At 56.0% G+C, this 24,932-nt stretch carries 26 protein-coding genes; 18 read left to right on the top strand and 8 right to left on the bottom strand.

What is annotated here, in order from left to right; all coding sequences use genetic code 11:
- Window positions 1-139 precede the first annotated feature (139 nt).
- The 5 genes from AC2FFF_RS00640 to AC2FFF_RS00660 all read left to right on the top strand — a co-directional run bounded on the left by AC2FFF_RS00640 (window position 140) and on the right by AC2FFF_RS00660 (window position 6,194).
- Complete coding sequence (locus AC2FFF_RS00640) at window positions 140-1,123, top strand: glycosyltransferase family 2 protein (protein WP_142634447.1); 984 nt, start codon at window positions 140-142, stop codon at window positions 1,121-1,123.
- A 5-nt stretch (window positions 1,124-1,128) separates the two neighbouring features.
- Window positions 1,129-2,064, top strand: a complete 936-nt coding sequence (locus AC2FFF_RS00645; protein ID WP_271946477.1) for a hypothetical protein — start codon at window positions 1,129-1,131, stop codon at window positions 2,062-2,064.
- Complete coding sequence (locus tag AC2FFF_RS00650; protein WP_281972274.1) at window positions 2,061-4,079, top strand: hypothetical protein; 2,019 nt, start codon at window positions 2,061-2,063, stop codon at window positions 4,077-4,079. The genes AC2FFF_RS00645 and AC2FFF_RS00650 overlap by 4 nt, the downstream gene beginning before the upstream one ends.
- Before the next feature lie 106 nt (window positions 4,080-4,185).
- On the top strand, window positions 4,186-5,184 hold the full coding sequence (locus AC2FFF_RS00655; protein ID WP_281972273.1) for a glycosyltransferase family 2 protein: 999 nt from the start codon (window positions 4,186-4,188) through the stop codon (window positions 5,182-5,184).
- A 47-nt stretch (window positions 5,185-5,231) separates the two neighbouring features.
- Window positions 5,232-6,194, top strand: coding sequence for a hypothetical protein (locus AC2FFF_RS00660; protein WP_282027458.1), 963 nt, complete (start codon window positions 5,232-5,234; stop codon window positions 6,192-6,194).
- A gap of 4 nt (window positions 6,195-6,198) precedes the next feature.
- Here AC2FFF_RS00660 and AC2FFF_RS00665 read toward each other — a convergent pair whose 3' ends face one another.
- The gene (locus AC2FFF_RS00665) at window positions 6,199-6,501 is read right to left on the bottom strand and encodes a DUF6476 family protein (RefSeq protein WP_142634436.1); all 303 of its coding nucleotides are present in this window, start codon (window positions 6,499-6,501) and stop codon (window positions 6,199-6,201) included.
- Between AC2FFF_RS00665 and AC2FFF_RS00670 the strand changes: the two genes are divergently transcribed.
- The 4 genes from AC2FFF_RS00670 (at window position 6,500) to AC2FFF_RS00685 (ending at window position 10,013) form a co-directional block, all read left to right on the top strand.
- On the top strand, window positions 6,500-7,534 hold the full coding sequence (locus AC2FFF_RS00670) for an RluA family pseudouridine synthase (RefSeq protein WP_496793388.1): 1,035 nt from the start codon (window positions 6,500-6,502) through the stop codon (window positions 7,532-7,534). The genes AC2FFF_RS00665 and AC2FFF_RS00670 overlap by 2 nt on opposite strands.
- A gap of 145 nt (window positions 7,535-7,679) precedes the next feature.
- Complete coding sequence (gene rpoH / locus AC2FFF_RS00675) at window positions 7,680-8,576, top strand: RNA polymerase sigma factor RpoH (protein ID WP_142634432.1); 897 nt, start codon at window positions 7,680-7,682, stop codon at window positions 8,574-8,576.
- 130 nt (window positions 8,577-8,706) lie between these two features.
- Window positions 8,707-9,684: a Gfo/Idh/MocA family protein gene (locus tag AC2FFF_RS00680; protein WP_142635148.1), complete on the top strand. Its 978-nt coding sequence runs from the start codon at window positions 8,707-8,709 to the stop codon at window positions 9,682-9,684.
- 59 nt (window positions 9,685-9,743) lie between these two features.
- Window positions 9,744-10,013 (top strand): DksA/TraR family C4-type zinc finger protein, encoded by a 270-nt coding sequence (locus tag AC2FFF_RS00685; RefSeq protein ID WP_281972270.1) that lies wholly within the window; start codon window positions 9,744-9,746, stop codon window positions 10,011-10,013.
- Window positions 10,014-10,046: 33 nt separating this feature from the next.
- Here the strand turns inward: AC2FFF_RS00685 and AC2FFF_RS00690 are convergent, their stop codons facing one another.
- Window positions 10,047-10,436, bottom strand: a complete 390-nt coding sequence (locus AC2FFF_RS00690; protein ID WP_281994762.1) for a MerR family transcriptional regulator — start codon at window positions 10,434-10,436, stop codon at window positions 10,047-10,049.
- 89 nt (window positions 10,437-10,525) lie between these two features.
- Here AC2FFF_RS00690 and AC2FFF_RS00695 point away from each other — a divergent pair, with 89 nt between their 5' ends.
- Window positions 10,526-10,849 (top strand): hypothetical protein, encoded by a 324-nt coding sequence (locus AC2FFF_RS00695; protein WP_271946493.1) that lies wholly within the window; start codon window positions 10,526-10,528, stop codon window positions 10,847-10,849.
- A gap of 4 nt (window positions 10,850-10,853) precedes the next feature.
- Window positions 10,854-11,072 (top strand): GDCCVxC domain-containing (seleno)protein, encoded by a 219-nt coding sequence (locus AC2FFF_RS00700; protein WP_271946496.1) that lies wholly within the window; start codon window positions 10,854-10,856, stop codon window positions 11,070-11,072.
- A gap of 53 nt (window positions 11,073-11,125) precedes the next feature.
- On the opposite strand, the gene AC2FFF_RS00705 is transcribed toward AC2FFF_RS00700, so the two are convergent.
- The 3 genes from AC2FFF_RS00705 to AC2FFF_RS00715 form a co-directional block, all read right to left on the bottom strand.
- Window positions 11,126-12,946, bottom strand: a complete 1,821-nt coding sequence (locus tag AC2FFF_RS00705) for a M3 family oligoendopeptidase (protein ID WP_282021351.1) — start codon at window positions 12,944-12,946, stop codon at window positions 11,126-11,128.
- A 102-nt stretch (window positions 12,947-13,048) separates the two neighbouring features.
- Window positions 13,049-13,990, bottom strand: a complete 942-nt coding sequence (locus AC2FFF_RS00710; protein WP_281972268.1) for an alpha/beta fold hydrolase — start codon at window positions 13,988-13,990, stop codon at window positions 13,049-13,051.
- Window positions 13,990-14,280 (bottom strand): SCP2 sterol-binding domain-containing protein, encoded by a 291-nt coding sequence (locus AC2FFF_RS00715; protein ID WP_142634424.1) that lies wholly within the window; start codon window positions 14,278-14,280, stop codon window positions 13,990-13,992. The genes AC2FFF_RS00710 and AC2FFF_RS00715 overlap by 1 nt, the downstream gene beginning before the upstream one ends.
- Before the next feature lie 69 nt (window positions 14,281-14,349).
- Here AC2FFF_RS00715 and AC2FFF_RS00720 point away from each other — a divergent pair, with 69 nt between their 5' ends.
- The 5 genes from AC2FFF_RS00720 to AC2FFF_RS00740 all read left to right on the top strand — a co-directional run bounded on the left by AC2FFF_RS00720 (window position 14,350) and on the right by AC2FFF_RS00740 (window position 19,339).
- Window positions 14,350-14,919 (top strand): tetratricopeptide repeat protein, encoded by a 570-nt coding sequence (locus AC2FFF_RS00720; protein ID WP_281972267.1) that lies wholly within the window; start codon window positions 14,350-14,352, stop codon window positions 14,917-14,919.
- Between the two features lie 22 nt (window positions 14,920-14,941).
- Window positions 14,942-17,761 (top strand): helicase-related protein, encoded by a 2,820-nt coding sequence (locus AC2FFF_RS00725; RefSeq protein ID WP_281972266.1) that lies wholly within the window; start codon window positions 14,942-14,944, stop codon window positions 17,759-17,761.
- 6 nt (window positions 17,762-17,767) lie between these two features.
- The gene (locus tag AC2FFF_RS00730; protein ID WP_271946509.1) at window positions 17,768-18,133 is read left to right on the top strand and encodes an RNA-binding S4 domain-containing protein; all 366 of its coding nucleotides are present in this window, start codon (window positions 17,768-17,770) and stop codon (window positions 18,131-18,133) included.
- Window positions 18,134-18,199: 66 nt separating this feature from the next.
- Entirely contained in the window at window positions 18,200-18,538 is a 339-nt protein-coding gene (fdxA, locus tag AC2FFF_RS00735; protein WP_085821728.1) for a ferredoxin FdxA, read from the top strand.
- Window positions 18,539-18,820: 282 nt separating this feature from the next.
- Window positions 18,821-19,339, top strand: a complete 519-nt coding sequence (locus tag AC2FFF_RS00740) for a CarD family transcriptional regulator (protein ID WP_142634416.1) — start codon at window positions 18,821-18,823, stop codon at window positions 19,337-19,339.
- An 83-nt stretch (window positions 19,340-19,422) separates the two neighbouring features.
- Here the strand turns inward: AC2FFF_RS00740 and cobS are convergent, their stop codons facing one another.
- The gene (gene cobS, locus AC2FFF_RS00745) at window positions 19,423-20,235 is read right to left on the bottom strand and encodes an adenosylcobinamide-GDP ribazoletransferase (RefSeq protein WP_345741749.1); all 813 of its coding nucleotides are present in this window, start codon (window positions 20,233-20,235) and stop codon (window positions 19,423-19,425) included.
- 31 nt (window positions 20,236-20,266) lie between these two features.
- On the opposite strand from cobS, the gene cobT reads away from it, so the two are divergent.
- On the top strand, window positions 20,267-21,280 hold the full coding sequence (gene cobT, locus AC2FFF_RS00750; RefSeq protein WP_281972264.1) for a nicotinate-nucleotide--dimethylbenzimidazole phosphoribosyltransferase: 1,014 nt from the start codon (window positions 20,267-20,269) through the stop codon (window positions 21,278-21,280).
- A 28-nt stretch (window positions 21,281-21,308) separates the two neighbouring features.
- Here cobT and AC2FFF_RS00755 read toward each other — a convergent pair whose 3' ends face one another.
- Both AC2FFF_RS00755 and AC2FFF_RS00760 read right to left on the bottom strand, forming a co-directional pair.
- Window positions 21,309-23,189, bottom strand: coding sequence for a monovalent cation:proton antiporter-2 (CPA2) family protein (locus tag AC2FFF_RS00755; RefSeq protein ID WP_142634410.1), 1,881 nt, complete (start codon window positions 23,187-23,189; stop codon window positions 21,309-21,311).
- 19 nt (window positions 23,190-23,208) lie between these two features.
- Window positions 23,209-23,664 carry an Lrp/AsnC family transcriptional regulator gene (locus tag AC2FFF_RS00760; protein WP_142634408.1) on the bottom strand — a complete coding sequence of 152 codons (456 nt, stop codon included), beginning with the start codon at window positions 23,662-23,664 and terminating at the stop codon, window positions 23,209-23,211.
- A 146-nt stretch (window positions 23,665-23,810) separates the two neighbouring features.
- Here AC2FFF_RS00760 and hppD point away from each other — a divergent pair, with 146 nt between their 5' ends.
- Entirely contained in the window at window positions 23,811-24,908 is a 1,098-nt protein-coding gene (hppD, locus tag AC2FFF_RS00765) for a 4-hydroxyphenylpyruvate dioxygenase (protein ID WP_281972263.1), read from the top strand.
- Window positions 24,909-24,932 lie beyond the last annotated feature (24 nt).

The following is a 24,932-nucleotide window of genomic DNA, read 5'->3' on the forward strand; positions in this document are numbered from 1 at the left end:
TCGAAATAGTATGATCCCTATCCAGTGGGTGTAGCTTTGCACCAGTTTCGCGCAGTATTTCTTTTGCACCCAAATCCCATCTCGCTCGTGCTTGCCGGGTTGTGTATGACTTGGGCAAAGAAGTTATGGCAGGAAATACATGTCTCAGGCGCTCACCGTATTCACGACGATGAAGAACGAAGGCCCCTATATGCTGGAATGGGTAGCATTCCACAAAACACTGGGAGTCGATCACTTTGTGATCTTCACCAATAGCTGTGAAGACGGCACGGATGCCATTGCCCGCAGGCTGCAGGAATTGGGTCTTGCCACACATGTCCCGAACGAGGTCAAAGAAGGGGGAAACCCGCAGCATCAGATGCTACGGCGCGCGCGGCGTCAGCCCAAAGTGAAAGAGGCCGACTGGCTGATGTGTCTGGATGTTGATGAATTCTGGAACATCCGCTGCGGTGACAACAGCTTTGCGGCGCTGATCGCAGAAACCGAACAGCGGGCCGGAAAGCCGGTGGATGCGATCTCATTCGCGTGGAAATTGTTTGGTAGTTCGGGGAATATCAGCTTTGAAGACAAACCTGTGACCGAGTCCTTTTCGATGGGGGATCAGGAATTCCCGTATCATTCCGGCCGGGCCTATGGTCTGAAAACCCTGTTTCGTAACAACGGAAAATTTACGCGGTTCGGCCCGCATCGCCCGAAAGGGGTCGAAGAAGGGAAAGAAAGCGAAATCGCTTGGTCCGATGCAGGTGGCAGGCTGTTTCCGTCCGAGAAGGTCGGGTGGCGCGCATGGAGGAAATTTGATCATTCGCTGGGGCGGATTCATCACTATTCCGTCCGGTCTTTGGATGGGTTTCTGGTCAAAAGGGATCGGGGCCGGACCAATCATATCCGCGTAGACCAAGGGCAAGCCTATTGGCAGGACATGAATGCCAACAAAGAAACAGATCACTCGATACTGCCAGCGGCGCATCGCGCGGCCCCATTGCTGGCCGAACTGAAAGCCGATGAAGAACTCGGCCGCCTGCACGCGCAGGCATGTGACTGGCATCGCGCCAAGATATCAGAGATCAAGTTGCGGCCTGACTGGGTGGATTTCCGCCTCTGGCTTGCGGAAAATCTGGTCTGATCACCATGGCAGAAGACCTTTCAAAAGAGCAGCTCAAGCCTGATCACCCCGATCGTAAGACGGGGTATGAACGGATTCTGACAGACCCTGCGCCCCCTTGGTTTGTCGAGCTGTATCCAGGTGGGGACGGGACCGGGTTTCTGCAAAAGCTGAACAGACACTCGGTTTTGTTTCACCAAAGGTCTGCGTCCCGGCTTGTGGTCAGCTTTGACAACATTGCCAATGCCAACGACCTGTCTTTTTCCCGCGAACCCTGGGGCTGGAAGTTCTTCCGTGACGAAGGCTGGTCCCATATGGGGATATTTGCGCGGACCAAAGCTTGGTACCGCGATCCCGAGATCATCTCGTATTTTCAGACCCAAGCGGATCAGGGTTTTTTTGCACAGTTTGATCAGGTTGTGTTTGCGGGCGCTTCGATGGGCGGATTTGGAGCGCTGACATTCTCGGCCCTTGTTCCCGGCGCCAATGTCATCGCTTTCAATCCGCAGACAACGCTGGATGAACGGCTGGTCCCGTGGGAGACCCGGTATCGGTTCGGGCAGGTGCAAGACTGGGATCTTCCCTTTAGCGATGCCGCGCAAACCGTAGAAAATGTGGGGAAAGCCTACGTTTTCTATGATCCCTTTTTTGATCTTGATCGCCAGCAGGTGACGCGATTGAAAGGCGATAATGTCGTGCTGCTGAAGACATGGTTTTCAAACCATTTCGCGGCCCCGATGCTGCGCAAATTGGATATACTGAAGCCGGTTATGCTCGAGGCGATGGACGGCACACTGGAACCCCAGGCCTATTACCGGATGATGCGGGCGCGGCGGCGACTGCCTTTGTATATGCGTGGGATCGAGGCGATTGGCGGCGAACGTCACCCACAGCTTGTTGCGCAAGCAAGGCAGAGGTTCCGACGGCTGCGGCGCGCAGCCTTGGCCGAAGCAGCCTCATGAAGCCCGAAAAGGGGGTCTTTATCGGCCAGCGCAAAGACCGGATGGGTGCCCGGTTGCTGATGATGCTGACCTGCATCCGGTTGGCCGAGGATTTTGACACCAGCTATCGGGTCAACTGGTTTCCCAAAGGTGCGGATGCGCCAGAGCTGGACCAGCCGCAAGAATTGTTCTCACAAGAGTGGATGGATGAGCATTTCCTGAGCACCGAATCCTTTGATGCTCTAGGCGAGAACGCCCTGCCGATATGGTCGTTTCAGGGCGATGCGACACCGGATCGGCTGATATCCCATCTGAATTCCGGCCGCTCTGTTGTCGTCGAGGAAGGCTTTGAGGTTCTGGCCTTTCAATGGGAAGATGTCGAGCAGATCCGCCCCCGGTACCGAGAGTTCATCCATCAGATCGGGTTCACGGATGAAATCCGGAACATTATGGAAAAGGCAGATGCCAAACTAAGTGGCAAGGGGGTGTCGGCCTATCACATTCGCCGTGGCGACATCCTGAATGGTCTGCCGTGGAAGCATACGACCTGGCCGGCAAAGATCGAACCGGAAGAACTGTATGCGGCACATCTTGAAAAAAACGCAGGGTGTGCCGCGATCATGTTTTCAGATCAGCCCGAGCTTGTGGCTCGATTCCAAGTGCAGTTTCCGCACCTTATGCAAATGTCAGATATCGCGGATCTTTCCAGTCTGACCCGCGCACAACGAGACTTTCTGGAACTCTATACCATGTCGCGCGCGGATCAGGTGATTGCACCGTTTATCTCGGCGTTTTCCATGGCAGCAGCGCGGATTTCCGGGCAACAAAGGAAGGTTTTTCGGGATGTTTTAGCGGAAAAGGACATCAACCAGGCCAACGAACAGATGATTGAACGGTTGCGCCTTGGTCCGGAAGAATTTCTAAATCTCTCAGAAGCCGCTCATATCTATTCCAAAGCGTCCTTTTACCTTCATGGTTTGGGCGCTGGAGATAGGGCCGAAGAGGCATTGGAACTCGTTCAGCCGCTGATGGATGCGGGTTCTGATAATGCCTTTGTGCCGCTGCTTCAGGCATTGAATTACTTTTACCTGACCCGATGGGCTGAAGCGTTGGAATTGACGGAAGAGGCCCTGAAGAACCCACATATCTGGCCGGAAGATTTTGCAGTCGCTACGGCACTAAAGGCAGCAATCTTGGGGGGGCAGAAAAAGCGCTGGATGGCAGCGCAAGTGCTTAGCCGGGCGTTCTGGACCAAACCAATGCGGCCGGATGTCATCATATTTGGCTCTCGGCTTTTGTATCGCGATCAAATCGCCCATCGCGCTATGCCGCCGATAGATTGGGCAATGCAAAAGATTATTCGGAGGCCTTGGTTCAACTATAATTCCCACGTTGCCCAAAGAAAAGTTCTGGTGCGCTTGCCCTGTAATTTCGACCTGATCCTATTGGATTGGGCTAGTCTGTCCGTAGATCAAAGGGCGCGCCGTCTAACCTCCAACCGATCCCGTTTGCAGACTTTGGCTGACGGGCTAGAAAGCTCAACTCAGTTGCCCGAGGACGTTCGTATTTCCCGCGAAGACCCGCGCTTTGAAGGGGTGCAATCTTTGCTGCGTTTGCATTTGGGAGATACATCTTTGGCGCAGTCTTTGGATATTGCGCGGAAAGTGGCCAAGCGCCTTCCGGATAACCCGTTATACTTAAAGCGACTGGCCGAACTGTATGAGAAAGATGGAGATTTTGTAAACGGAAGGCTGGCCATGGCAGATGCGTTGGCCTGTGATCCGGGAAACCCATTTCTGGTCTTTGCGATGGGGCAGTACCTTGAAAGGAACGGGGCTGAAGAACAGGGGCAAAACCAAATTATTCAGGCTGGGGAACTGGATGACAATACAGCGGCGATCCAAGGCGAGGCCGGCAGGATATATCTGCAACGAGGTGAAAAGCAGAATGCGCGCGTTCATCTTTCCAAGGCCCACGCGCTGTGCCCAACCCTTAAACGATATTCCAATCAGCTGAAACGTGCAGGTGGAAAATAGACGGATTTCTCTTGGTGACCAGCTTGAATACCGGTAGTTTGCGGTCAAAATCTTAAACAAATCTCCGATACCATCGGGGCAATGAAAACAAGCAGGGCAGTCAGGTATGGCCGAACAGGATCCTCGATATATCAGCGTTACCCCTATGAAGAACGAAGGACCATTCGTTCTTGAATGGATCGCCCATAATCGTGCCATTGGTGTGGACCAGATTGTGGTCATGACCAATGACTGTACCGATGGTACAGATGCCTTGCTGCAGCGATTGCATGACCTTGGCATTGTCACACATGTCGACAACAACTCGAGACGTCAGACCAGCCCGCAAAAACGCGCCTATAACGCCTTTCTGAAAATGGATGTGGCCCGTCCACAGGATTGGGTGATCGTTATCGACGCGGATGAACATATTAACGTCAGAACCGGCGACCATACATTGCGTGCGCTGACAGGTGCCATGCCGGATGCAAAAACGATTTCAATGACTTGGCGTCTATTCGGAAACGCCGGCATTGTTCGGTACGAGGACCGTTTCCTGTCGGATCAGTTTCGCCAAGCTGCACCTGAGCGTATTTTTCGACCGCCGCAAGCTTGGGGCTTTAAGACCATGTTCCAACGCGGCCTGTGGGATGCGCTCGGTGTCCATCGACCGAAAAGGCCGACCGTTGAAACGATGGAAGAATGCCATTGGTACAACGGATCCGGTCAACCGATGCCCGAAAGGTATTTTACTGCCAGTTGGCGATCGGCGCGGGACTCCGTTGGGTACGAGCATGTTCAGATCAATCACTATGCCCTGAAATCCTGTGAAAGTTATCTGGTCAAGAAAATGCGTGGTCGGGCCCATCATCTGGGGGAAAGCCTTGGGATGGAATATTGGAACATGATGAACCAAAACGCCGAAACTGAGACCTCGATCGACACAATCCTCGATCGGAAACGGGCTTTGTACTACGAAATGCTCTCAGACGCTGAGACGGCCCGCCTGCACCATATGACCTGCGATCTGCATCGCCAGCAGGTTGCCCAGTTGCGCGAACAACCCGAGATGCAAGACCTCATGCGTCAGATGACCGCCGGGTTCTCAGCCAAGGCCGAGACCTGAGGTCGCTTGGCGAATAGGAACGTTTCATGCTTTGGCTACACATAGGAATGCCCAAGACTGGGTCGACCGCGTTACAGGGGTTTGTTCGCAAAAACGGTCAAGTGATGGCTGGGGCCGGATTACACTATATGGAAACGGGCCGCAGGCGAACCGAGGGGCAGGGGCGTCTGGCCAGCAGTCATAACCTGATTGCCTTCCACATGAACCAAACCGATCAGCCGGTCACCGCCCTGCGCGAAGCGATGGCAAGGGAATATGCTGAGCATGAGGATAAGGCATGCTTGGTATCTTCTGAGATGTTGTATTCAGTCGATCTGCACAAACTGGCCGAGATTTTCGCTGAGATCCCCGCGCGTGAGATGAGGATTGCTTTCTACTGCCGTAGATATTCTGACTTTTTCGAAGCCGACTATAAACAAAGGGCAAAGAACGGCAGGCTTGCCGGGGGCGGCTCGGAATATATTCGTACCCAGCTGGACGAGATACGTGCGCATCCTGAGCGTTTCAGCTTTGCCAGTGCTGCGGCTCGGATAAGGTCAGCTTTTCCGGGCGTCTCGTTGGTGCCTATGCTGTATGAGCGCTCTGAAATGGCCAATGGCAACATTGTCGATGATTTTCTGGATCGCATCGGCGTCCAACTGCCCTTGGGCAGCAAGACCGAAACATCGTCCAATCCTTCGCATTCAAGAGCCGCGTGTGAGGCGTTTGGTGTGGTCACTAGGGCTATGGGACGCAAGAAAAGTCGCCAGTTGCGACGTCGGGCTGTCGATGATCCCGTGATGATGCGTAAGAATGATGTGCTTGAACCGGAAGAACGCACCTGGCTGGACTCGTTTATGGCAAATGAAGATGTGAGTTTTCATCAAGAGTTCTTTCCCGACCGGACGCAGCTTTTTGCCCCTGTCAGGTTGAGCATGCATGATCAGTCGTTTCGCCGGGACACAGCCGCGGAATATCAGGCGCTGCGCCAGGCATCCGAGATCGTGTTTCGCATGGCGCTAGAGGGTTAAGCCCTTATTCGACGGTAATTTCCTGGCGCTGCCGGCCAGTGGTTTTGTCAAAGATCAGGATGCGATTGTCATCAGTCACAACCGCAAACCAGTTGTTTCCAATGGTGACCGCCTGCGCTTTTGCGCCATCGGGCAACTCAACCTGATCGGGCAGGGTGGGGGTCCGGTCCGATAGCCGGATGACAATCAGTGCGAATGTCACTAGAACCCCGCCAATCATCACCGCGGTCAGCAGCATGACCATTCTCCGCAGCAGGCGAAGCTGCGGCGTTTCCTGCGGTTCTTGGGGTTCGGAAGGGACAGTCATGGGCACTCGCCAGATTGAGTTTCAAATCGCGGCCGATCCGCCGCCCCGCCTTGATAAGGCGCTTTCCCGCGATGTGCCAGCGGGGGAAAGCCTGTCGCGGACCCGATTGGGGAAGTTAATCGAAGAGGGGGCCGTGATGATCAACGGAACCGCCACCCGCGACCCCAAGGCCAAGGTGGCCGAAGGCGCAGTGGTGGCGATCACCGTGGCCGAGGCCGAAGACAGCCATATCGGCCCCGAAGACATCCCGCTGGAGGTCGTGTTCGAGGATGCCGACCTGATCGTGATCAATAAACCGGCGGGTATGGTCGTGCATCCTGCGCCGGGTTCTCCGAACGGGACATTGGTCAATGCGTTGCTGCATCACTGCGGTGATGACCTGTCTGGCGTAGGCGGCGTAAAGCGCCCCGGCATCGTGCATCGTATCGACAAGGAAACCAGCGGGTTGCTGGTGGTGGCCAAATCCGACGCGGCCCATCACGGGCTTGCCGCGCAGTTCGAGGCGCATAGTGTCGAACGCTATTATCGCGCCATCTGTTACGGTGTCCCGGATGCCAATGATCCCCGGTTGCGCGGCGTCAAAGGTGTCAGCTTTGAGCCCGGAAACATCATGCGGATCACCACTCAGCTGGCCCGTCACAAAACAGACCGGCAACGGCAGGCCGTGCTGTTTCACGGTGGGCGCCACGCTGTCACGCGCGCCCGTCTGGTCGAAACGTTTGGGGCCCCGCAAGGGCTGGCTCTGATCGAATGCTGGCTGGAAACAGGCCGCACGCATCAGATTCGGGTTCACATGACCCATGCCGGTCATGGTCTGGTCGGTGATCCGGTTTATGGGGGCAAGCGGAAACTCGCAGCTAAAGCCTTTAGCGCGTCTGCCGCAGAGGCCGTACGAGACTTTCCTCGTCAGGCGCTTCATGCTGCAGTTTTAGGTTTTGAGCACCCGATATCGGGTGAAAACCTTCGCTTCGAGGCTGTGTTGCCGGATGATATGGAAAATCTGATTGAACAGCTGCGCACACCGCTGACATAATAAGCAAAGTTGCGTGAATAACGTTTTCTTAGGTTTCCTTTATCAAACGTTAATTTCAAACTGTTAACGGTACCTCTTGAACGGATCGGGACGACCTCCCATATCCATGTTAACGACTTAAACATTTGTCGGAGGGACAAGAAACATGGCCAATTACGCAAATCTCCCCGCGCCGACGCCGGAAGGCGGGCTGAACCGCTATATGCAGGAAATTCGGAAGTTTCCCCTGCTGGAGCCAGAAGAAGAATACATGCTGGCCAAAAGCTGGGTTGAGAAGCAAGATACTGAAGCTGCACATAAAATGGTGACTTCCCACCTACGGTTGGCGGCCAAGATCGCTATGGGTTATCGCGGTTATGGGCTGCCACAGGCCGAAGTGATCTCCGAGGCCAATGTCGGTCTTATGCAGGCCGTGAAACGGTTTGACCCGGAAAAAGGATTCCGGCTGGCGACCTATGCCATGTGGTGGATTCGCGCCTCGATTCAGGAATACATTCTGCGGTCATGGTCTTTGGTCAAACTGGGTACAACCTCGGCGCAGAAAAAGCTGTTTTTCAACTTGCGCAAAGCTAAGGCACGCATCGGTGCGCTGGAAGAGGGCGACCTGCGTCCGGAAAACGTGGCCCGGATCGCAAATGACCTTGGTGTGACCGAAGCAGAAGTGATCAGCATGAACCGCCGGATGTCCGGTGGCGACGCCTCTCTGAATGCGACCGTCGGGTCCGAGGGCGAAGGCACCATGCAATGGCAGGACTGGCTTGAGGACGAGGATGCCGATCAGGCGGGCGACTATGAGGCCCGCGATGAGCTCGACGCCCGCCGCGAGCTGTTGGCGGCTGCTCTTGAAGTTTTGAATGACCGGGAAAAAGACATCCTGACCCAACGCCGCCTGATGGATCAGGCCGTCACACTGGAAGAGCTGAGTACGCAGTACAATGTCAGTCGCGAACGCATTCGCCAGATTGAAGTCCGCGCATTTGAGAAACTTCAGAAGAAGATGCGAGAGCTTGCCCGCGAAAAAGGGATGCTGGCCACAGCCTGACCTCTTCGTTTATTGAACGGACCCGGTGCGACATTGGCCGTGCCGGGATTTCTATTTGTGTTAGCGCTAATGACACTCGGACTGAGGGCGATTACAACAGACCGGATCAAAGCCATAAGGGGTGTCCATGATGCAGAATCCGGTGAATTGGGGCGTATTGGGAGCTGCGAAATTCGCGCGGCAATATATGGCCCCAGCAATCCACGCAGCTGAGGGCGCGCGTCTGGCAGGCCTTGCGACGTCCGATCCCACCAAAGCCGAACCGTTTCAGGCCTTTTGCCCGGATTTGACGGTTTATGACAGCTATGATGCGTTGCTGAACAACCCACAGATTGAGGCCGTTTACATCCCGCTGCCCAACCATTTGCATGTCGAATGGAGCCTTAAGGCACTGGACGCCGGTAAACATGTGCTGTGTGAAAAGCCGATGGCTATGACCGTGTCCGAATTTGCCCCATTGATCAACAAACGGGATGAGACCGGATTGTTGGCGGCCGAGGCTTATATGATCGTCCAACACCCTCAATGGAAGTTTGTACGCAAGCTGATCGCCGACAAGGCGATCGGGAATTTGGCCCATGTGACAGGTGCGTTCAGCTTTGACAGCCGGGCGGATACGGCAAACATTCGCAACCGGGCTGAGACCGGCGGAGGTGGGCTGCGTGATATTGGCGTCTATGTGATTGGCAGCGCGCGCTTTGTCACCGGGCAGGAGCCGGTTCAGGTCGAATCCGCCATCCGGTGGGAGGATGGGGTCGACGCTTTTACCGAGATTCGCGCTCAGTTCCCGGATTTCACCTATTCCAGCTATGTCTCGATCCGAATGCATCCGCATCAAGAGATGGTGTTTCATGGCGACCGCGGCATGATCCGGCTGACTGCGCCGTTCAATCCGCGTGTGTTCGGAGAGGCGCGTGTCGAATTGCACCGCCCCGGCCTGGAAATACAGGTCACACGTTTCCCCGCGGACGATCACTATAAGCTGCAGGTCGAAGCTTTTTGTCGGTCGGTCCGTGAGGGTGCCGAATATCCGTGCCCGCTTGAGTTTTCACGCGGCACGCAGGAAGTGATTGACCGTGTGCTGGAGAATGCAGTGGCGCTGCCATGACTTGCCACGCTTCTTGAACCGCTGCAAAATCGGCTAACACCTTTACAGGAGGCATCCCGATGGCAGGTGGCTGGGCGCGCGACGGCGCAGTAAGCGAACAGATCGAGGCATCCATTTCGGATGAGCTGGCCCGAATGCAGGCCCAGAAACGGCCCGTAGGCGAAAGCCTGACCCATTGTGCCGAATGCGAAGAACCAATCCCCGAAAAGCGCCGCACAGCACTGCCTGGCGTGAAACTGTGCCTCGAGTGCCAGCAAGAACGTGACGGGGCGCACAAAATGCGCGGCGGTATCAACCGGCGCGGGTCGAAGGACAGTCAGTTGAGGTGAGTTTATTATGTTTGCTTTGAGCCCAAAGTTTCACTAGTCGGTACGCAGTTTTGAGAGCATGGGGCAAGAGACATTCCCGCTGTCGCAGTTGGCTGTGAGTTCGTTCAGCGCTGCTTCCAATCGCTTCAGCTCGTTTATCTTTTCACGCACATTGAAGATATGAAGCTCAGCCAGTTCTTTTACGGATCGGCAATCTTCTCCGTCGCCTTCGGACAGGGTTAGAAGCGTCTTTGTATCGGCTAGTGGAAAGCCCAAATTACGGCATTTTTTCAGGAAACGAAGCCTTCCAACATCGTGCGCGGAGTACATCCGCCGGTTATTAGGTGCTCGTTCTGGTTTGGGCACGATCCCTTCGCGTTCATAGTAGCGGATCGTTTCAATGCCGACACCGCTTTGCCGGGATGCTTCCCCAATCGCAAACATGTGAGTTTTCCCGTCTTGATCCTGTAGCGACTACAGAAGTTATACGAGAAGCAGTCACTTTGACAACTCCAACTAATCAAGGGAATGAGATGCAGAAGTACCTTAGCGTTAGTTATCTGGGATCACTGACAGCACTTGGCGTCGCGACTTGCTGTGTATTGCCCATGACAATGATGTTGCTGGGACTGGGGGGCAGTTGGCTAGCCATTTTCGGAAAGATCGCGGCGGCAAGCTACTACGTATTGGCGATATCGACGGCGCTTGTCGCTATATCGTGGCTTGTATCTTATCAGCGCGGTTCCCTAACAAAGTTGAAATGGTGGCTTTCGGGGACTACCGCAATCACCGCGTCAGCTTGGGTCGTCGTCTATAACGAGGCCCGTATCAACGATTACCTGATAATGCAGATGTGAAACAATGACAGAGCAAACTGTAGTGCTTGAAAGCACCCTGACGTGCCCGAAATGCGGTCACAGCGAAAGCGAAATAATGCCGACGGATGCTTGCCAGTGGTTCTATGAATGCAAGTCTTGCGCAGCGGTCTTGAAGCCATTGGAAGGGGACTGTTGTGTCTACTGCTCCTATGCCACGGTGCCTTGCCCCCCGATCCAGAATGGCGATAGTTGTTGCGGATGACAAAGTCCGCTTTGTCCGCAAAGCAGACATCACCGTCTCCGCTTCAGGCGACTTCAGCCCTCCATCGCTTCCAATTCATCAATAAAGCCCGAGATTATCGACAGGCCTTTGTCCCAGAACTTGGGATCGCTGGCGTCCAGACCGAACGGGGCCAGCAGCTCTTTGTGGTGTTTTGATCCACCGGCGCGCAGCATGTCGAAGTATTTGTCCTCGAACCCGTCGGCGCCGCTTTCGTAGACGGAATAGAGCGCGTTCACGAGGCCGTCGCCAAAGGCATAGGCGTAGACGTAGAAGGGCGAGTGCACGAAATGTGGGATATAGGCCCAGAACGTCTCATACCCTTCCATGAATTCAAATGCGGGGCCGAGGCTTTCGGCCTGAACGCTCATCCACAGGGCGTTGATGTCGTCCGGGGTCAACTCGCCCTCGCGGCGTGCGGCGTGCAATTTGCATTCGAAGTCATAGAACGCGATTTGGCGCACGACCGTGTTGATCATGTCCTCGACCTTGCCAGCCAGCAGAATCTTGCGCTGCTCAGGGGTTTCGGCCTTGTCCAGCATTTTGCGGAAGGTCAGCATTTCACCAAAAACCGAAGCGGTTTCGGCCAGCGTCAGCGGGGTGGATGACAGCATCTCGCCCTGATCGGCGGCCAACACCTGATGAACGCCATGGCCCAGCTCATGCGCCAGGGTCATCACATCGCGCGGCTTACCAAGATAGTTCAGCATCACATAGGGGTGGACGTCAGTTACGGTGGGATGCGCAAATGCGCCTGGCGCCTTGCCCGGCTTCACCGCCGCATCAATCCAACCCTTCGAGAAGAACGGCGCGGCGATTTCACCCATACGGGGATCAAAGGCCTCATAGGCATCCATCACGGTTTTCTCGGCGTCATCCCAGCCGACAATCTGCGTGTCTTCCATCGGCAGGGGCGCGTTGCGGTCCCAGACCTGCATCACATCCAGACCTAGCCATTTGCGTTTCAGCTCGTAATAGCGGTGGCTCAGCTTGGGGTAGGCGGCCACGACCGCCTCGCGCAGGGCCTCGACGACTTCGGGCTCGACGTCATTCGACAGGTGACGACCAGTTTGCGCGGTCGGCATATTGCGCCAGCGGTCGACGATTTCCTTTTCCTTGGCCTGCGTGTTGTGAACGCGCGCGAAGGTCTTGACGTTGTCCTGAAACACGCGGGCCAATTCGCGAGAAGCCGCTTCGCGTTTGCTGCGGTCCTGCTCGGTCAGCAGGTTGAGTGTGCCTTCGATGTTCAACTCTTCTCCGTCAACATCAAAGGTCAAGCCTGCGATGGTCTCGTCGAAAAGGCGTTCCCAGGCATCGCCAACAACGCCCAGATCGTGCAGGAATTTTTCAAGCTCGTCAGATAGCTGATAGGGTTTCATCGCGCGGATGCGGCGGAATACGGGCTCGTAACGGGCCAGATCGGTGTTGGCGTCGAAATGCGCTTTTAGCGCGTCGTCGTCGAGGCGATTGATTTCCAGCGTGAAGAACACCAGCGGCGTGGTAAAGACAGTGATCTTTTCCTGCATGTCCGAGAGGAACTTGGCGCGTTCGGCGTCGGTTGTCAGCTGATAATAGCGCAGTCCGGCAAAGGACATGATACGCCCGGCGATCGAGTTGATCTTTTCGTTCCGCAACACGCAGGTCAGCAAGCCCTGGGCATCAAGATCCGCCAAATTGCCTTCGTAATCTGCGGCAAAGGCGGCGCATTCGGTTTCCAACCAGTCCAGGTCACGCGCAAGCTCGGCCGCGTCTTCCGAAGCATAGAGATCCGTCAGATCCCATTCCGGCAGGTTGCCAAGATTATCGGCCCCGCCGACCGCGTTTGCGTCACGTAGTGGAAAAGGAAGGTCGCGCATGGATCACCTCGAAAATCTGCTTTGGCAAACATCTAGGCGCGACCGGCGAGGATCACAAGCGGACAGTCAAAGAGAAAGCGCCGGTTCCAGGGGGTGATCCGTCTATGCAGCTTTGAAATGCGCGGCGATTTGGTCAAATGCAGGGTCGCGCACCTCTGGCGGTTCCATCAGGACTTCGTGTTCACCGTCTGGAATTTCGATCAACGTGCTGTTCGGCCAGTTTGCCATGCGTGCGCGGATGGCCTTGCGGTCCACAATCTGCTCGTGGGAGCCAAGATATGTCAGGCATGGGACGGCTGGGGCAGTCTGCACCATCAACCAGTCGCATTCATCTAATGCCTCGCGCAGCCAGATCGTCGACGGTGCACCAAGGGAAAGTTCGGGATACTTGGCCAGATGATCCTGCATCATTTTGTACATGGCAGGATCGCGCGTCAGGCTATTGCCTTCGAAAGGCTGTGTCAGAACATAGCTGTCCAGTGAAGTGGTCGGGGGGGTCTTTTCGCCAAACCCCAGACGCGGGGCCCAATTTGCGGTCAACCGGCTGATGGGTTTCATAAGGGGCGTAAAGAAAATCCCCCACATCGGACCGGTAAAAACACAGGTAGCAAAACAATCGTTTTCCAAAACTGCCCGCAATCCAATGGCACCACCCATAGAGTGGCCGATAACATGCCAGGGCCTGGGCAGATCAAGCTTTGTGGCCAGCTCTAGCGACACATCTACGTCTTGCTGATAGTCAGTGAATTTATTGACATGGCCAACCCGCGGATCGTCAAGCAACCGGTCTGCCAATCCCTGACCCCGCCAGTCGATCACCAGCACGGCAAAGCCACGCTTGACGAATTCACTCGCTGCATCACCGTATTTTTCGATGTATTCAGTGCGACCGGGAAACAGCATGACAGTCCCGTTCGCTGTACCTTCGGGGCGCCAATGCGCCACGCGAATTCGGGTACCGTCGGCGGTGTTCAACCAATGTGCAACACCGCCAGCGGGGCCGCCAGCCACGTCTTCGAACAAAGGGGCCGACGGGTATTCCATCAGGCCAGGGCCGAGGCGAGTTTCATTGCCGCGCCCATGTCGCCGTCAATGCTCAGTTTTCCGGCCATGAAGGCGCTTGTCGGGTCCAGATCACCATTGAGAATTTGCTCGAAAGTGTCCGCATCAGCGTTCAAAGTCACGTCCGTTTCTTCATCGCTGATGCGCGCGCCGCTTGCATCAACTACGATCGCGCCCAAATCCGCGATGGCAAATTTAGCCGATGCGTCGAAATCGCCGCCCGACAGTTTCTCATTCAGCACTGCTGCGGCTTTTTCCAATGAATCGCTCATGATCTTCCTCATTTTGTTAGTACGCCGTGAATGGACATCCTCGGTCGCAACGCTACACTGACACTTGTTATGAGCAATGCAATCAACAATCTCAAAGGTACCGTTGCGGCACTTTCTGTCCTAGTCATGTTTTCCTCCACTTGCCTTGCGCAGCAGGAGGATTCCCGCGACGAGGCCGAGTTGTTGCAGAACCTTGCGCAGGCCACACCGGACCAGGCGACTGGAATCGACCGCCAGTTACGGGCGCTCTGGTCGCAATCTGGTTCGGCCTCCGCCGATCTGCTGCTGGAGCGTGGGCGCGAAGCACTGGATGATGGTGACACCTATGCCGCGATCGAGCATTTGACGGCCCTGACAGACCACGCGCCTGATTTCGCCGAAGGCTGGCACGCGCGGGCCTCTGCGTTTTTTGGGATCGAAAGGTTCGGGATGGCTGCCGCAGATCTGGAACATGCCCTGACGCTGAACCCGAACAACTATGAGGCCATCTACGGGCTTGGATTGATATTTGAGATTCTGGGTCAGCCCGAAAAAGCATTTGCGGCCTATTCCCATGCCTTGGCTATACATCCCCATTACGAAGAAGTAACCAATGCAGTGAATCGACTGAAAGCCCAGGTCGAGGGCTCGGCCCTCTGAGAACCGGGGGCAGGGGGCAAAGGTGAGCGGGTCATCCCGAATCGTGGCCGTACTTGGCCCAACCAATACAGGCAAAACCCATTACGCAATCGAACGTATGCTGGGGTACCGCACGGGGGTGATCGGCCTGCCGCTGCGCCTGCTTGCGCGCGAGGTATACGACAAAATCGTCGCCATTCGCGGACCGTCGGTGGTGGCGCTGATCACCGGGGAAGAACGTATCGTACCGCCACGTGCTAAATATTGGGTCTGTACGGTCGAGGCGATGCCCGAAGGCATGGGTGCCGATTTTGTGGCTATCGACGAAATCCAACTCTGCGCCGACCCGGAACGCGGCCACGTCTTCACCGACAGGTTGCTGCGCGCGCGCGGCACTAATGAAACCCTGTTTCTGGGATCCGATACCATGCGCGGCCCCATCGCGGCACTTGTGCCCGAAGCACAATTCGTCCGGCGAGAGCGGATGTCGCAATTGGTCTATGCCGGTTCCAAGAAAATCAGCCGCATGCCACCGCGCAGCGCCATCGTCGGGTTTTCGGTCGACAACGTCTATGCCATCGCCGAGCTGCTACGCCGTCAAAAGGGTGGGGCGGCTGTGGTCATGGGGGCGCTCAGCCCACGTACACGGAATGCGCAGGTTGAGCTCTATCAGAATGGTGAGGTCGACTATTTGGTTGCCACCGATGCCATCGGGATGGGGTTGAACCTGGATGTGAACCATGTTGCGTTCTCGTCCCTGACCAAATTCGATGGCCGGCGCATGCGGCCCCTGGCCCCGAATGAGCTTGCCCAAATTGCTGGCCGCGCTGGGCGCGGTATGTCCGATGGAACCTTCGGCGTGACCGGCGAGGCGCCGCCTCTGGACGACGGTGTCGCGCAGGCCATTATGGACAGCCGCTTTGCGCCGATGAAAAAACTGAACTGGCGGAATGCCGCCTTGCAGTTTGGTTCGATTGACGCTCTGATCCACACGCTCGAGATTAGCCCGGATAGCGAACACCTGATCAAAGCCCGTCCGGCAGATGATCTGAATGTGCTTAAATCCTTGTCGCAAGTTGCCGAAATTGCGGCCCGTGCCAGTGATCCGCAATCCGTTCGTTCGTTATGGAATGTGTGCCGAATCCCCGATTTTCGCGGCATCAGCCATGCCGAACATGCCAGCCTGCTCGAAGTGATTTTTGGCCACCTGCATGAAGGTGGTTCGATCCCGGATGACTTTATGGCGCGGCAAATCCGCCGGATCGACCGAACGGATGGCGATATAGATGCACTGTCAAAAAGGTTGGCATATATTCGCACCTGGACTTACGTTGCGCAACGAAATGGTTGGGTACGTGACGAATCCCATTGGCGTGATGAGACGCGCATTGTAGAAGACAGGCTGTCAGACGCTCTGCATGACCGTTTGACTCAGAGATTTGTGGACCGGCGCACATCCGTTTTGTTGCGCCGGCTCAAACAGAAGGAGGCCCTTTTGGCCGAAGTAAATGACAAGGGTGAAGTGACCGTCGAAGGTGAATTCGTCGGTCGTCTGGAAGGGTTCCGGTTCAGTCCGGACAAAAGCGCGCAAGGAGCCGAGGCGAAAGCCTTGAAATCGGCGTCCTTGCAAGCCCTCGCGCCGCAATTCCATCTGCGTGCCGATCGCTTCTATAATGCACCCGATACCGAAATTGATTTTACCGATCAGGGTGGCCTGATGTGGGGTGAATATGCCGTTGGCAAGCTGGTTGCCGGGGCAGAGCCTCTCAAGCCGCTGGTCGAGGTTTTTGTGGACGAGGCCGCGGGCCCCGATGTTGAACAGAAAGTTCAGCGTCGCCTGCAACATTTCATCGACCGCAAAGTGGCCGCACTGTTCGAGCCGCTGCTGAACCTGTCGCGCGATGAAGAACTCAATGGGCTGGCCAGGGGCTTTGCCTTCCGCATGGTTGAGGCGCTGGGCGTATTGCCGCGCGCAGGTGTCGCGCAAGACGTCAAGGATCTGGATCAGGACGCCCGTGGCGCGCTGCGCAAACACGGTATCCGCTTTGGTCAGTTCACCATTTTCATGCCGCTGCTGCTGAAACCGGCCCCAACGCGTCTGCGTCTTGTTCTGTGGGCATTGGCAAATGGCCTGCAGGAATTTCCCGACGCGCCGCCTCCGGGTCTTGTTACTGTGCCCATCGCCAAGGGCGCACCTGACGGTTATGACACTATGTGTGGTTATCGCGATGCGGGCGAACGCTCGATCCGGATCGATATGCTGGAACGTCTGGCCGACATGCTGCGCGCTGAAGACAGCCGTGGTGGGTTCGAGGCCAAGCCTGACATGCTGTCGATCACCGGTATGACGCTGGAACAATTCGCCGACCTGATGCAGGGGCTGGGCTACAAGGCCGAACGCGCCGAGCGTGAAAAGGTTAAGCCCGCACCAGCAGAGCTACCTGCCGCAGAGGCCACGGAAGTAGCTGCCTCCGAGGAAGTACCCGCACCAGAGGGAACCCCCGAAGAGGTCGCCGCACCAACCGAGGCGTCAGCCGAGGCCACCGAAAGCACCGAGGCAGCAGCCGAGGCCACCGCGCCGACAGCAGCAACAGATGAACCCGAGGTTGAGGTCTTCTATACCTTCACCTGGGGCCGTCAGCGTCAGGCCAACCAAGGCCCACGCCGTGAACAGCGGCAGGGGCAGGGCAAAGGTAAGCCGCGCGGTAAGCCTCAGGATGGCCGGGGCAAGCCGCAGGGCAAGAAAGGTGGCAAGCCGCAGGGTGCCAAGACCTTCTCGTCTCGTCCGCCGAAAAAGGAAAAGCCCATTGATCCCGATAACCCGTTCGCGGCCGCGCTTATGGGTTTGAAGGAAGGCAATTAACGCCTTATGACCGAGGCCCGGCTTCGGATCGATAAATGGCTGTGGCAGGCTCGGTTCTTCAAGACCCGCAGCCTGTCCGCCAAACAGGTCAGTGGCGGCCATGTCCGCGTCAACGGAAACCGGATCCTGAAACCGGCGCAGCCTGTGGCCCCCGGTGATGTTCTGACCTTCCCTCAGGGGCGGATTGTGCGCGTTGTGCGTATCGAAAAACTGGGTGATCGGCGCGGACCGGCAACCGAGGCGCAGACACTGTATACCGATTTGACCGAAAAGCAGGACACGCAGCCGCGAAATCCAGGGTTTGAGGGAAAAGGTCGTCCCACCAAGAAGGATCGGCGTCTACTTGATCTTTCTCGCAATCAAGATAGCTGAACATATCTTGAAGCTGACGCCATACTGATTTAGCTAGACGCCCAAACCGCAAACGGGAAATTCACCATGACCTATGTTGTCACTGAAAACTGCATCGCCTGCAAATACACCGACTGTGTCGAAGTGTGTCCGGTGGATTGTTTCTATGAAGGTGAGAATACACTGGTCATCCATCCCGATGAATGCATCGATTGCGGAGTATGTGAACCTGAATGTCCCGCTGATGCGATCCGTCCGGATACTGAGCCGGGCATGGATCAATGGGTCGAGTTTAATCGCAAGTTCTCCGAGCAGTGGCCGGTGATCGTGACCAAGAAAGACCCGCTGCCTGATGCAGAAGAGCGTGATGGCGAAGAGGGTAAGATGGAGAAATACTTCTCTGAGGCCCCCGGCGAAGGCGGCTAAGCGATTCGCGCTCTGAACTTGTCAGTTCAGCAGTGGGATGGCGCCTTATCTATCTGTTTCTTAACACCTTTCTTTCAAGTGGAAAGGGGCAGCCTTTCGAGTGTCTCAATTTTGTGATATACTCGGAAATTGAACGTTGATTGAGATGGGGATGACTCCGTAAGTATGCTCGCTTTGGAGTTCTGATTAGTTGAAAACACAGCAACCTGACCGGGCCGTACTGGCACGGGGTGGGTCGTTTTGTTGTCTGTCCCGCGCTCTCGTAACCAAGGAAGAACCTGTATGTCTAAGTCGAAGAAGCTTGAGTTTCGCCCCAACGACTATGTTGTTTATCCGGCCCATGGTGTCGGTCAGATCATTTCGATCGAAGAACAGGAAGTTGCGGGATACTCGCTCGAGCTGTTCGTCATTTCCTTTGAGAAAGACAAAATGACCCTGCGCGTGCCGACCAACAAGGCGACCGAGTCCGGTTTGCGCTCGCTCAGCTCGCCAGATGTCATCAGCCAGGCCATGAAGACACTGAAGGGCAAGGCCAAGGTCAAGCGTGCCATGTGGTCCCGCCGGGCACAGGAATATGAACAAAAGATCAACTCGGGTGATCTGATCTCGATTGCCGAAGTTGTCCGCGATCTGCACCGCACCGATGATCAGCGCGAACAGAGCTATTCCGAACGTCAGCTTTATGAAGCCGCGCTTGAGCGTCTGACCCGCGAAGTCGCGGCAGTATCCGGCGCAGGCGAAGTGTCTGCGGCCAGGCAGGTGGATGAGGTTCTGACCTCGCGCGCGGCAGCGGCGGCCTGAACCTGCTAAAATCAAAGTTTTAAGGCCATCCCCGCAAGGAGGTGGCCTTTTTATATTGCAGTCACCTATTGAAATCGGGGCCACTAAACCTGCGTAGCTACGGCCATAAGAAACCCTATTTCGGCCAGTTGTTGAGTGGCGCCCAGTATGTCACCGGTCTGACCCTCGATCTTGGCCTTGGCTAGCATCGCCATTGCCACCGCAGACAAAGCGGCAATCAGCGCAGGGAAAACCACCTGCAACCCGATCATTGGCAGAGTGAGCAGCAGCGCCATGGCCCCGCCGAGTATCACCGCGGTCGATCCGGGTGCGCCCACTGAATGGCTAAGGCCCGATTGGCGGGCATTTGGAAGGACGGACATAACAACAGGCATCATAGCCCGCGAAACGATGCATGCGGCCAATATGGTGGCAAAACCCGCATTCGAAAGGATCGCAGCAATCAACGACACGCGCAGCAGTTGCGAAGAAATCAGGGCAAGGACGCCATAGGTGCCGATGTGGCTGTCCTTCATAATCTCTAGCCGCCGTTCAGGCGTGAAACCGCCCCACAGCCCGTCAGCGGTATCTGCAAGCCCATCCTCGTGCATCGCGCCGGTGGTGATGGTCAGGACAAGAACGACAAGTATGGCACACGCTATCGACGGCAGCCCCATAGCCGTCGCCATCCATCCCACGGCACCGGCCAACATGCCGACAACAAGCCCCGCCAATGGAAAGGCCCAAACGGCGCTGGCCTGACGCGAGAACACTCTGTCAGGCAGCCGCGGCACGGGCAAACGCGTCAACAGGACCAAAGCCAGCGGAATATCCCAGGCAGAAATGAGCTTGGTGTCGTTTTTTAGCACTCCTGCGCCTTTCAGGGTCTTGTCGGTTTGATCGCTTCGGTTAAACACGCAGGACCACTCTGATGCAACGAGGCTTTGGATGCTGCCCGAAATTAACAATCTGAATTCTTTCCGCGAAGCTGTCCGGCAAGCCTCCGGGCCCGATGATGCCGCTGCGCAAGGGGCGACTGACCGTAATGGGCAGCTGACCAAACCTCCGGGCGCGCTTGGTCGGTTGGAAGACCTGGCAATCTGGTATGCAGGCTGGCGCGGGGATGCCCGCCCGCAGATCACCTCGCCGCAGGTTATCGTGTTTGCCGGAAACCACGGTGTCACAGCACAGGGTGTTTCGGCCTTTCCGCCGGAAGTGACCGTGCAGATGGTGTTGAACTTTGAACATGGCGGGGCGGCCATCAACCAGCTGGCCAAGGCGGCTGGGGCAACGATGGATGTCCACGCGCTGGAGCTTGAACGACCGACCGCGGATTTCACATCAGGTCCAGCTATGTCAGAGGACGACCTGTTGCAGGCGCTGCGCACCGGGTGGACTGCGGTCAGACCAGACGCCGATCTTCTTGTTGTTGGTGAAATGGGTATCGGCAACACAACCCCCGCAGCGGCGATTGCTTGCGCCTTGTTCGGAGGTCAGGCGGGCGATTGGACTGGTCGCGGAACAGGTGTCGATGATGCGGGATTAGCAAACAAAACCCGTGTGGTGGCCGAAGGTGTTACGCTACATGGCGGTTCGGGCGATGGGCTAGAGATTCTGCGCCGTCTGGGCGGACGCGAGATCGCCGCTATGGCCGGAGCCATTGCCGCCGCACGCGCGCTGCACATTCCGGTTATTCTGGATGGCTTTATCTGCTCAGCGGCCGCCGCGTGTCTGTCTGACCTTTCAGAGAGCGCGCTGGATCACACGATCGCCGGGCACCAGAGCGCGGAAGGTGCGCATGGCGCTGTGTTGGCCAAGCTCGGTAAAGAGCCTTTGCTGAAGCTGGGGCTGCGACTGGGTGAGGGCTCTGGCGGGGCGCTGGCGATCAATATCCTCAAAAGCGCTGTTGCCTGTCATTCCGGCATGGCGACCTTTGCCGAAGCTGGCGTCTCGGACAGTTGATCCGCGCGGCCTGACCGTCAGTTGAAGGTCAGGCCGATTTTTTGTCGTTTTCTTCCGCCAATTCCAGCAGTTCGGTCTCAAGGTCTTTTTCCAGCTGCTGCGCACGCTCGATGTATTTTTTGTTCTCGGCGGTGGGCAGCCCGGGAATCCAGAGCTCTGCCAGTTCACGAACCGACATGCGATCATGGTGGTAGAAAGTCTGTTCGGCCTGCGCTGCCTCGTATTCGCTGAGACCCACATTCTCGAGCACATATCGCCCGGCCCGCAATGAGCCATCGAATGTCTCGCGCACAATGTCGTTCGCGCCGGCTTGATACAGCTCGTACACATGGGTCCGATCCCGTGCCCGCGCGACGATGTGTAGGTCTGGGCGCTGGCGGCGCGCATAGCCGACAAGACGCGTCACCTTCTTGCGATCATCCATCGCAGCCACCAGAACAGATGCTTTTTCAAGGCCGGCCGCGCGCAACAATTCCGGACGGGTCGGATCCCCCAGGAACCCTTTTACTCCAAAGCGACGCATCAGCTGGATGGTTTCGATGTTATGGTCAAGAACGATGGTTTTGAACCCGCTTGCCTGCACCAGACGATTGACGATCTGACCAAATCGCCCGATCCCGGCGATGATGACCGGGCCTTTCTCGTCGATCTCATCCGGTTCGGGTGCCGGTGTGCCATCCCCCATCCGGCGCGAGAGAAGATCATAAATGATGAACAAAAGCGGCGTGATCAGCATGGTCAGCGCAATGATCATCAGAAGTTTTTGTGACAGATCCCCTGGAATCACATTCTGCTGGGTCGAAAACGCCAGCAGGACAAAGCCGAACTCACCCGCTTGCGCCAGCCCCAGTGTAAACAGCCAGTGATCACGCCCGCGCAGTTTAAAGGCGCGGCCAACCAGGAACAGAATGATCCCTTTGACCAAGATTACCAACAGGGCCAGTCCGATCAGGTCGAAGGGGTCGTCAAAGAAATAGGCGACATCGATGCCCGCGCCAACGGTGATGAAAAACAGACCAAGGAAAAGGCCTTTGAACGGCTCTAGGTCGCTCTCCATTTCATGCCGGAACTCGGAACTGGCCAGCACCACACCTGCAAGAAACGCGCCCAGAGCGGGTGACAGGCCAACCAGCGTCATCAGGAAGGAAATGCCAACCACAATCATCAACGCCAGCGCCGTATACATCTCGCGGAGGCGGGTCGCATGAATAAAGCGGAACAAGGGCCTGGTCAGGTACACTCCGGCAAGAATGACGAAACCGATCGCGGCAATGGTGACAAGCGTTACCGCCCACCCTGGCAACCCCTCGACCAATGACAAGCTATGATGCGCCGCGCCGTGGTGCCCCGTGGATATGCGGTTGATAGATCCGTCATTTGCAATCTGGGGAATGGCAGGCAGAGCCAGCAGTGGAAGCAGTGCCAGGATTGGTATGACCGCGATGTCCTGAGTCAGCAGTACTGAAAAGGTCGCCCGTCCTCCATTCGTTTTCATCAAGCCCTTTTCCGACAGGGTCTGCAAAACAATCGCAGTTGATGACAGGGAAAGCGTCAACCCCACTGCCAGGGCTACGGACCATGGATGATTTGCATACATGGCGACGCTGGCGATCACTGCGGTCGATAAAAGCACCTGGAGGCCGCCAAGCCCCAAAAGCCTGTCCCGCATATCCCAAAGAGCGCGCGGTTCCAGTTCAAGTCCGATCAGGAACAGCATCATGACTACGCCGAATTCAGCCACATGCTGCAGGTTTTCCGTTTCCGCACCCACCAATCCGAACAACGGCCCTATGACAAGGCCCGCGGCCAGATATCCCAGTACAGAGCCCAGTCCCAGACGCGCCGAAAGCGGCACGGCGATCACAGCCGCAGCCAGATAGATCGTCGCCTGGTAAAGGAAGTTGTCCATGATCGTCCTTTCAATGCGCTCAGGTGGGCAGGGGGGCGTCGCGTTTGAGCTGATCCATAACGATTTGGCTTTGTATCCGAGCCACTGCAGGATGTGGAAGGATTACCTGATGAAGCAAGCGATTAAGCGCGGATAGATCGTCGCAATAGACATGTAGTAAATAATCGGCCTCACCTGTCATTGTCCATGCGCTGGTGATTTCGGCGCGTGTTTCGACCATACGGGCAAAGCCTTCAGATTGCTCGGGGCCGTGCGTACTCAGATGAACCTGAACAAAACCCTGCACCTGCAACCCTAACTTTAGAGGATCGAGGCGTGCGACATAGCTGGTGATATACCCTTCAGCTTCCAGCCGTTGGCGCCGGCGACCAGCCTGACTGGGCGACAGGTTCAACATCTCTCCAAGTTGATGTGCTGTTAGGTGGGCGTTTTTCTGCAGCGCTGACAGCAGGCGCGTATCAGTGGAATCAAGCATGTGCGGAAAAACTCCGTGATTGGCCAATCTTATGCGCAATTTACGCGCGCTCCTTTAAGTTATTAGAAAACTATGCGCGAAAAAAGTGCCGATTAAGACGTATTTTGAAATCAGCAAATAAATTCCTGTATTAACGGAGACGCGCCATGGGTCCTTTCCCTCACAACGCCCAGAAATCTATCATATCGGATGAAAACCCCGCCGGAACCGATGGGTTCGAGTTTGTCGAGTTCGCACATCCCGAGCCGCAAGAGCTGCGCGATCTGTTCGCAAAGATGGGTTTCGCACTGGTAGGTCACCACAAGGACAAGCCTGCGATTGAGTTGTGGCAACAGGGTGATGTGACTTACATCCTGAATGCAGATCCCGACAGCTATTCTGCCCGGTTCGTGGGCGAGCATGGCCCTTGTGCTCCGGCGATGGGATGGCGCGTCGTGGATGCGCAGAAAGCCTATGAGCACGCTGTAGCGAAAGGGGCTGAACCTTATGACGCGGCAGACAAGACACTGAATGTGCCTGCAATCAAGGGGATTGGCGGATCGTTGATCTATTTCATTGATCAATATTACGAAACATCGCCCTATAATCAGGAATTCACATGGACCGAACAGTCCAAGCCCCGGGGGGATGGGTTCTATTATCTCGATCACCTGACCCACAATGTTTACAAGGGCAATATGGACAAGTGGTTCAAGTTCTATGGTGATTTGTTCAACTTCCGTGAAATCCGTTTTTTTGACATTCAGGGCAAATTCACCGGTCTTTTTAGCCGCGCGCTGACGTCTCCATGCGGGCGTATCCGCATTCCGATCAACGAAGATCGCGGCGAAACCGGGCAGATCGTTTCCTACTTGAAGAAATACAAGGGCGAGGGCATCCAGCATATCGCTGTGGGCAGCGAGGATATCTATGCCTCGACCGATGCGATTGCCGAAAAGGGGCTGAAGTTCATGCCCGGCCCGAACGAAGCCTATTATGAGTTGTCTAAAACCCGCGTGGTCGATCATGAAGAGCCGTTGGACCGGATGATGAAGCACGGCATCCTGATTGATGGAGAGGGGGTTCTGGACGGAGGTGAGACCCGGATTCTGCTGCAAATCTTCTCGAAAACGGTCATCGGACCGATTTTCTTCGAGTTCATTCAGCGCAAAGGCGACGATGGGTTTGGCGAGGGTAACTTTAAGGCGCTGTTCGAATCCATCGAGCGAGAGCAGATTGAAAGTGGAGAAATTTCAGCAGCTTGATGCAAGAAGGTAATCCTGCGTGGT

The organism is Ruegeria sp. YTSA226 (assembly GCF_059609905.1).

Bases quoted from the DNA above. Each gene is read 5' to 3' on its own strand.
- AC2FFF_RS00705 (WP_282021351.1), bottom strand. From the start codon at position 12,946: ATGCGCGACCTTCCTTTTCCACTACGTGACGCAAACGCGGTCGGCGGG.
- AC2FFF_RS00740 (WP_142634416.1), top strand. From the start codon at position 18,821: ATGTCTAAGTCGAAGAAGCTTGAGTTTCGCCCCAACGACTATGTTGTT.
- cobT (WP_281972264.1), top strand. From the start codon at position 20,267: ATGCTGCCCGAAATTAACAATCTGAATTCTTTCCGCGAAGCTGTCCGG.
- fdxA (WP_085821728.1), top strand. From the start codon at position 18,200: ATGACCTATGTTGTCACTGAAAACTGCATCGCCTGCAAATACACCGAC.
- AC2FFF_RS00760 (WP_142634408.1), bottom strand. From the start codon at position 23,664: ATGCTTGATTCCACTGATACGCGCCTGCTGTCAGCGCTGCAGAAAAAC.
- AC2FFF_RS00700 (WP_271946496.1), top strand. From the start codon at position 10,854: ATGACAGAGCAAACTGTAGTGCTTGAAAGCACCCTGACGTGCCCGAAA.
- AC2FFF_RS00680 (WP_142635148.1), top strand. From the start codon at position 8,707: ATGCAGAATCCGGTGAATTGGGGCGTATTGGGAGCTGCGAAATTCGCG.
- AC2FFF_RS00710 (WP_281972268.1), bottom strand. From the start codon at position 13,990: ATGGAATACCCGTCGGCCCCTTTGTTCGAAGACGTGGCTGGCGGCCCC.
- hppD (WP_281972263.1), top strand. From the start codon at position 23,811: ATGGGTCCTTTCCCTCACAACGCCCAGAAATCTATCATATCGGATGAA.
- AC2FFF_RS00715 (WP_142634424.1), bottom strand. From the start codon at position 14,280: ATGAGCGATTCATTGGAAAAAGCCGCAGCAGTGCTGAATGAGAAACTG.
- AC2FFF_RS00730 (WP_271946509.1), top strand. From the start codon at position 17,768: ATGACCGAGGCCCGGCTTCGGATCGATAAATGGCTGTGGCAGGCTCGG.
- rpoH (WP_142634432.1), top strand. From the start codon at position 7,680: ATGGCCAATTACGCAAATCTCCCCGCGCCGACGCCGGAAGGCGGGCTG.
- AC2FFF_RS00720 (WP_281972267.1), top strand. From the start codon at position 14,350: ATGAGCAATGCAATCAACAATCTCAAAGGTACCGTTGCGGCACTTTCT.
- AC2FFF_RS00690 (WP_281994762.1), bottom strand. From the start codon at position 10,436: ATGTTTGCGATTGGGGAAGCATCCCGGCAAAGCGGTGTCGGCATTGAA.
- AC2FFF_RS00685 (WP_281972270.1), top strand. From the start codon at position 9,744: ATGGCAGGTGGCTGGGCGCGCGACGGCGCAGTAAGCGAACAGATCGAG.
- AC2FFF_RS00660 (WP_282027458.1), top strand. From the start codon at position 5,232: ATGCCCAAGACTGGGTCGACCGCGTTACAGGGGTTTGTTCGCAAAAAC.
- AC2FFF_RS00755 (WP_142634410.1), bottom strand. From the start codon at position 23,189: ATGGACAACTTCCTTTACCAGGCGACGATCTATCTGGCTGCGGCTGTG.
- AC2FFF_RS00655 (WP_281972273.1), top strand. From the start codon at position 4,186: ATGGCCGAACAGGATCCTCGATATATCAGCGTTACCCCTATGAAGAAC.
- AC2FFF_RS00665 (WP_142634436.1), bottom strand. From the start codon at position 6,501: ATGACTGTCCCTTCCGAACCCCAAGAACCGCAGGAAACGCCGCAGCTT.
- AC2FFF_RS00695 (WP_271946493.1), top strand. From the start codon at position 10,526: ATGCAGAAGTACCTTAGCGTTAGTTATCTGGGATCACTGACAGCACTT.
- AC2FFF_RS00645 (WP_271946477.1), top strand. From the start codon at position 1,129: ATGGCAGAAGACCTTTCAAAAGAGCAGCTCAAGCCTGATCACCCCGAT.
- AC2FFF_RS00640 (WP_142634447.1), top strand. From the start codon at position 140: ATGTCTCAGGCGCTCACCGTATTCACGACGATGAAGAACGAAGGCCCC.
- AC2FFF_RS00670 (WP_496793388.1), top strand. From the start codon at position 6,500: ATGGGCACTCGCCAGATTGAGTTTCAAATCGCGGCCGATCCGCCGCCC.
- AC2FFF_RS00650 (WP_281972274.1), top strand. From the start codon at position 2,061: ATGAAGCCCGAAAAGGGGGTCTTTATCGGCCAGCGCAAAGACCGGATG.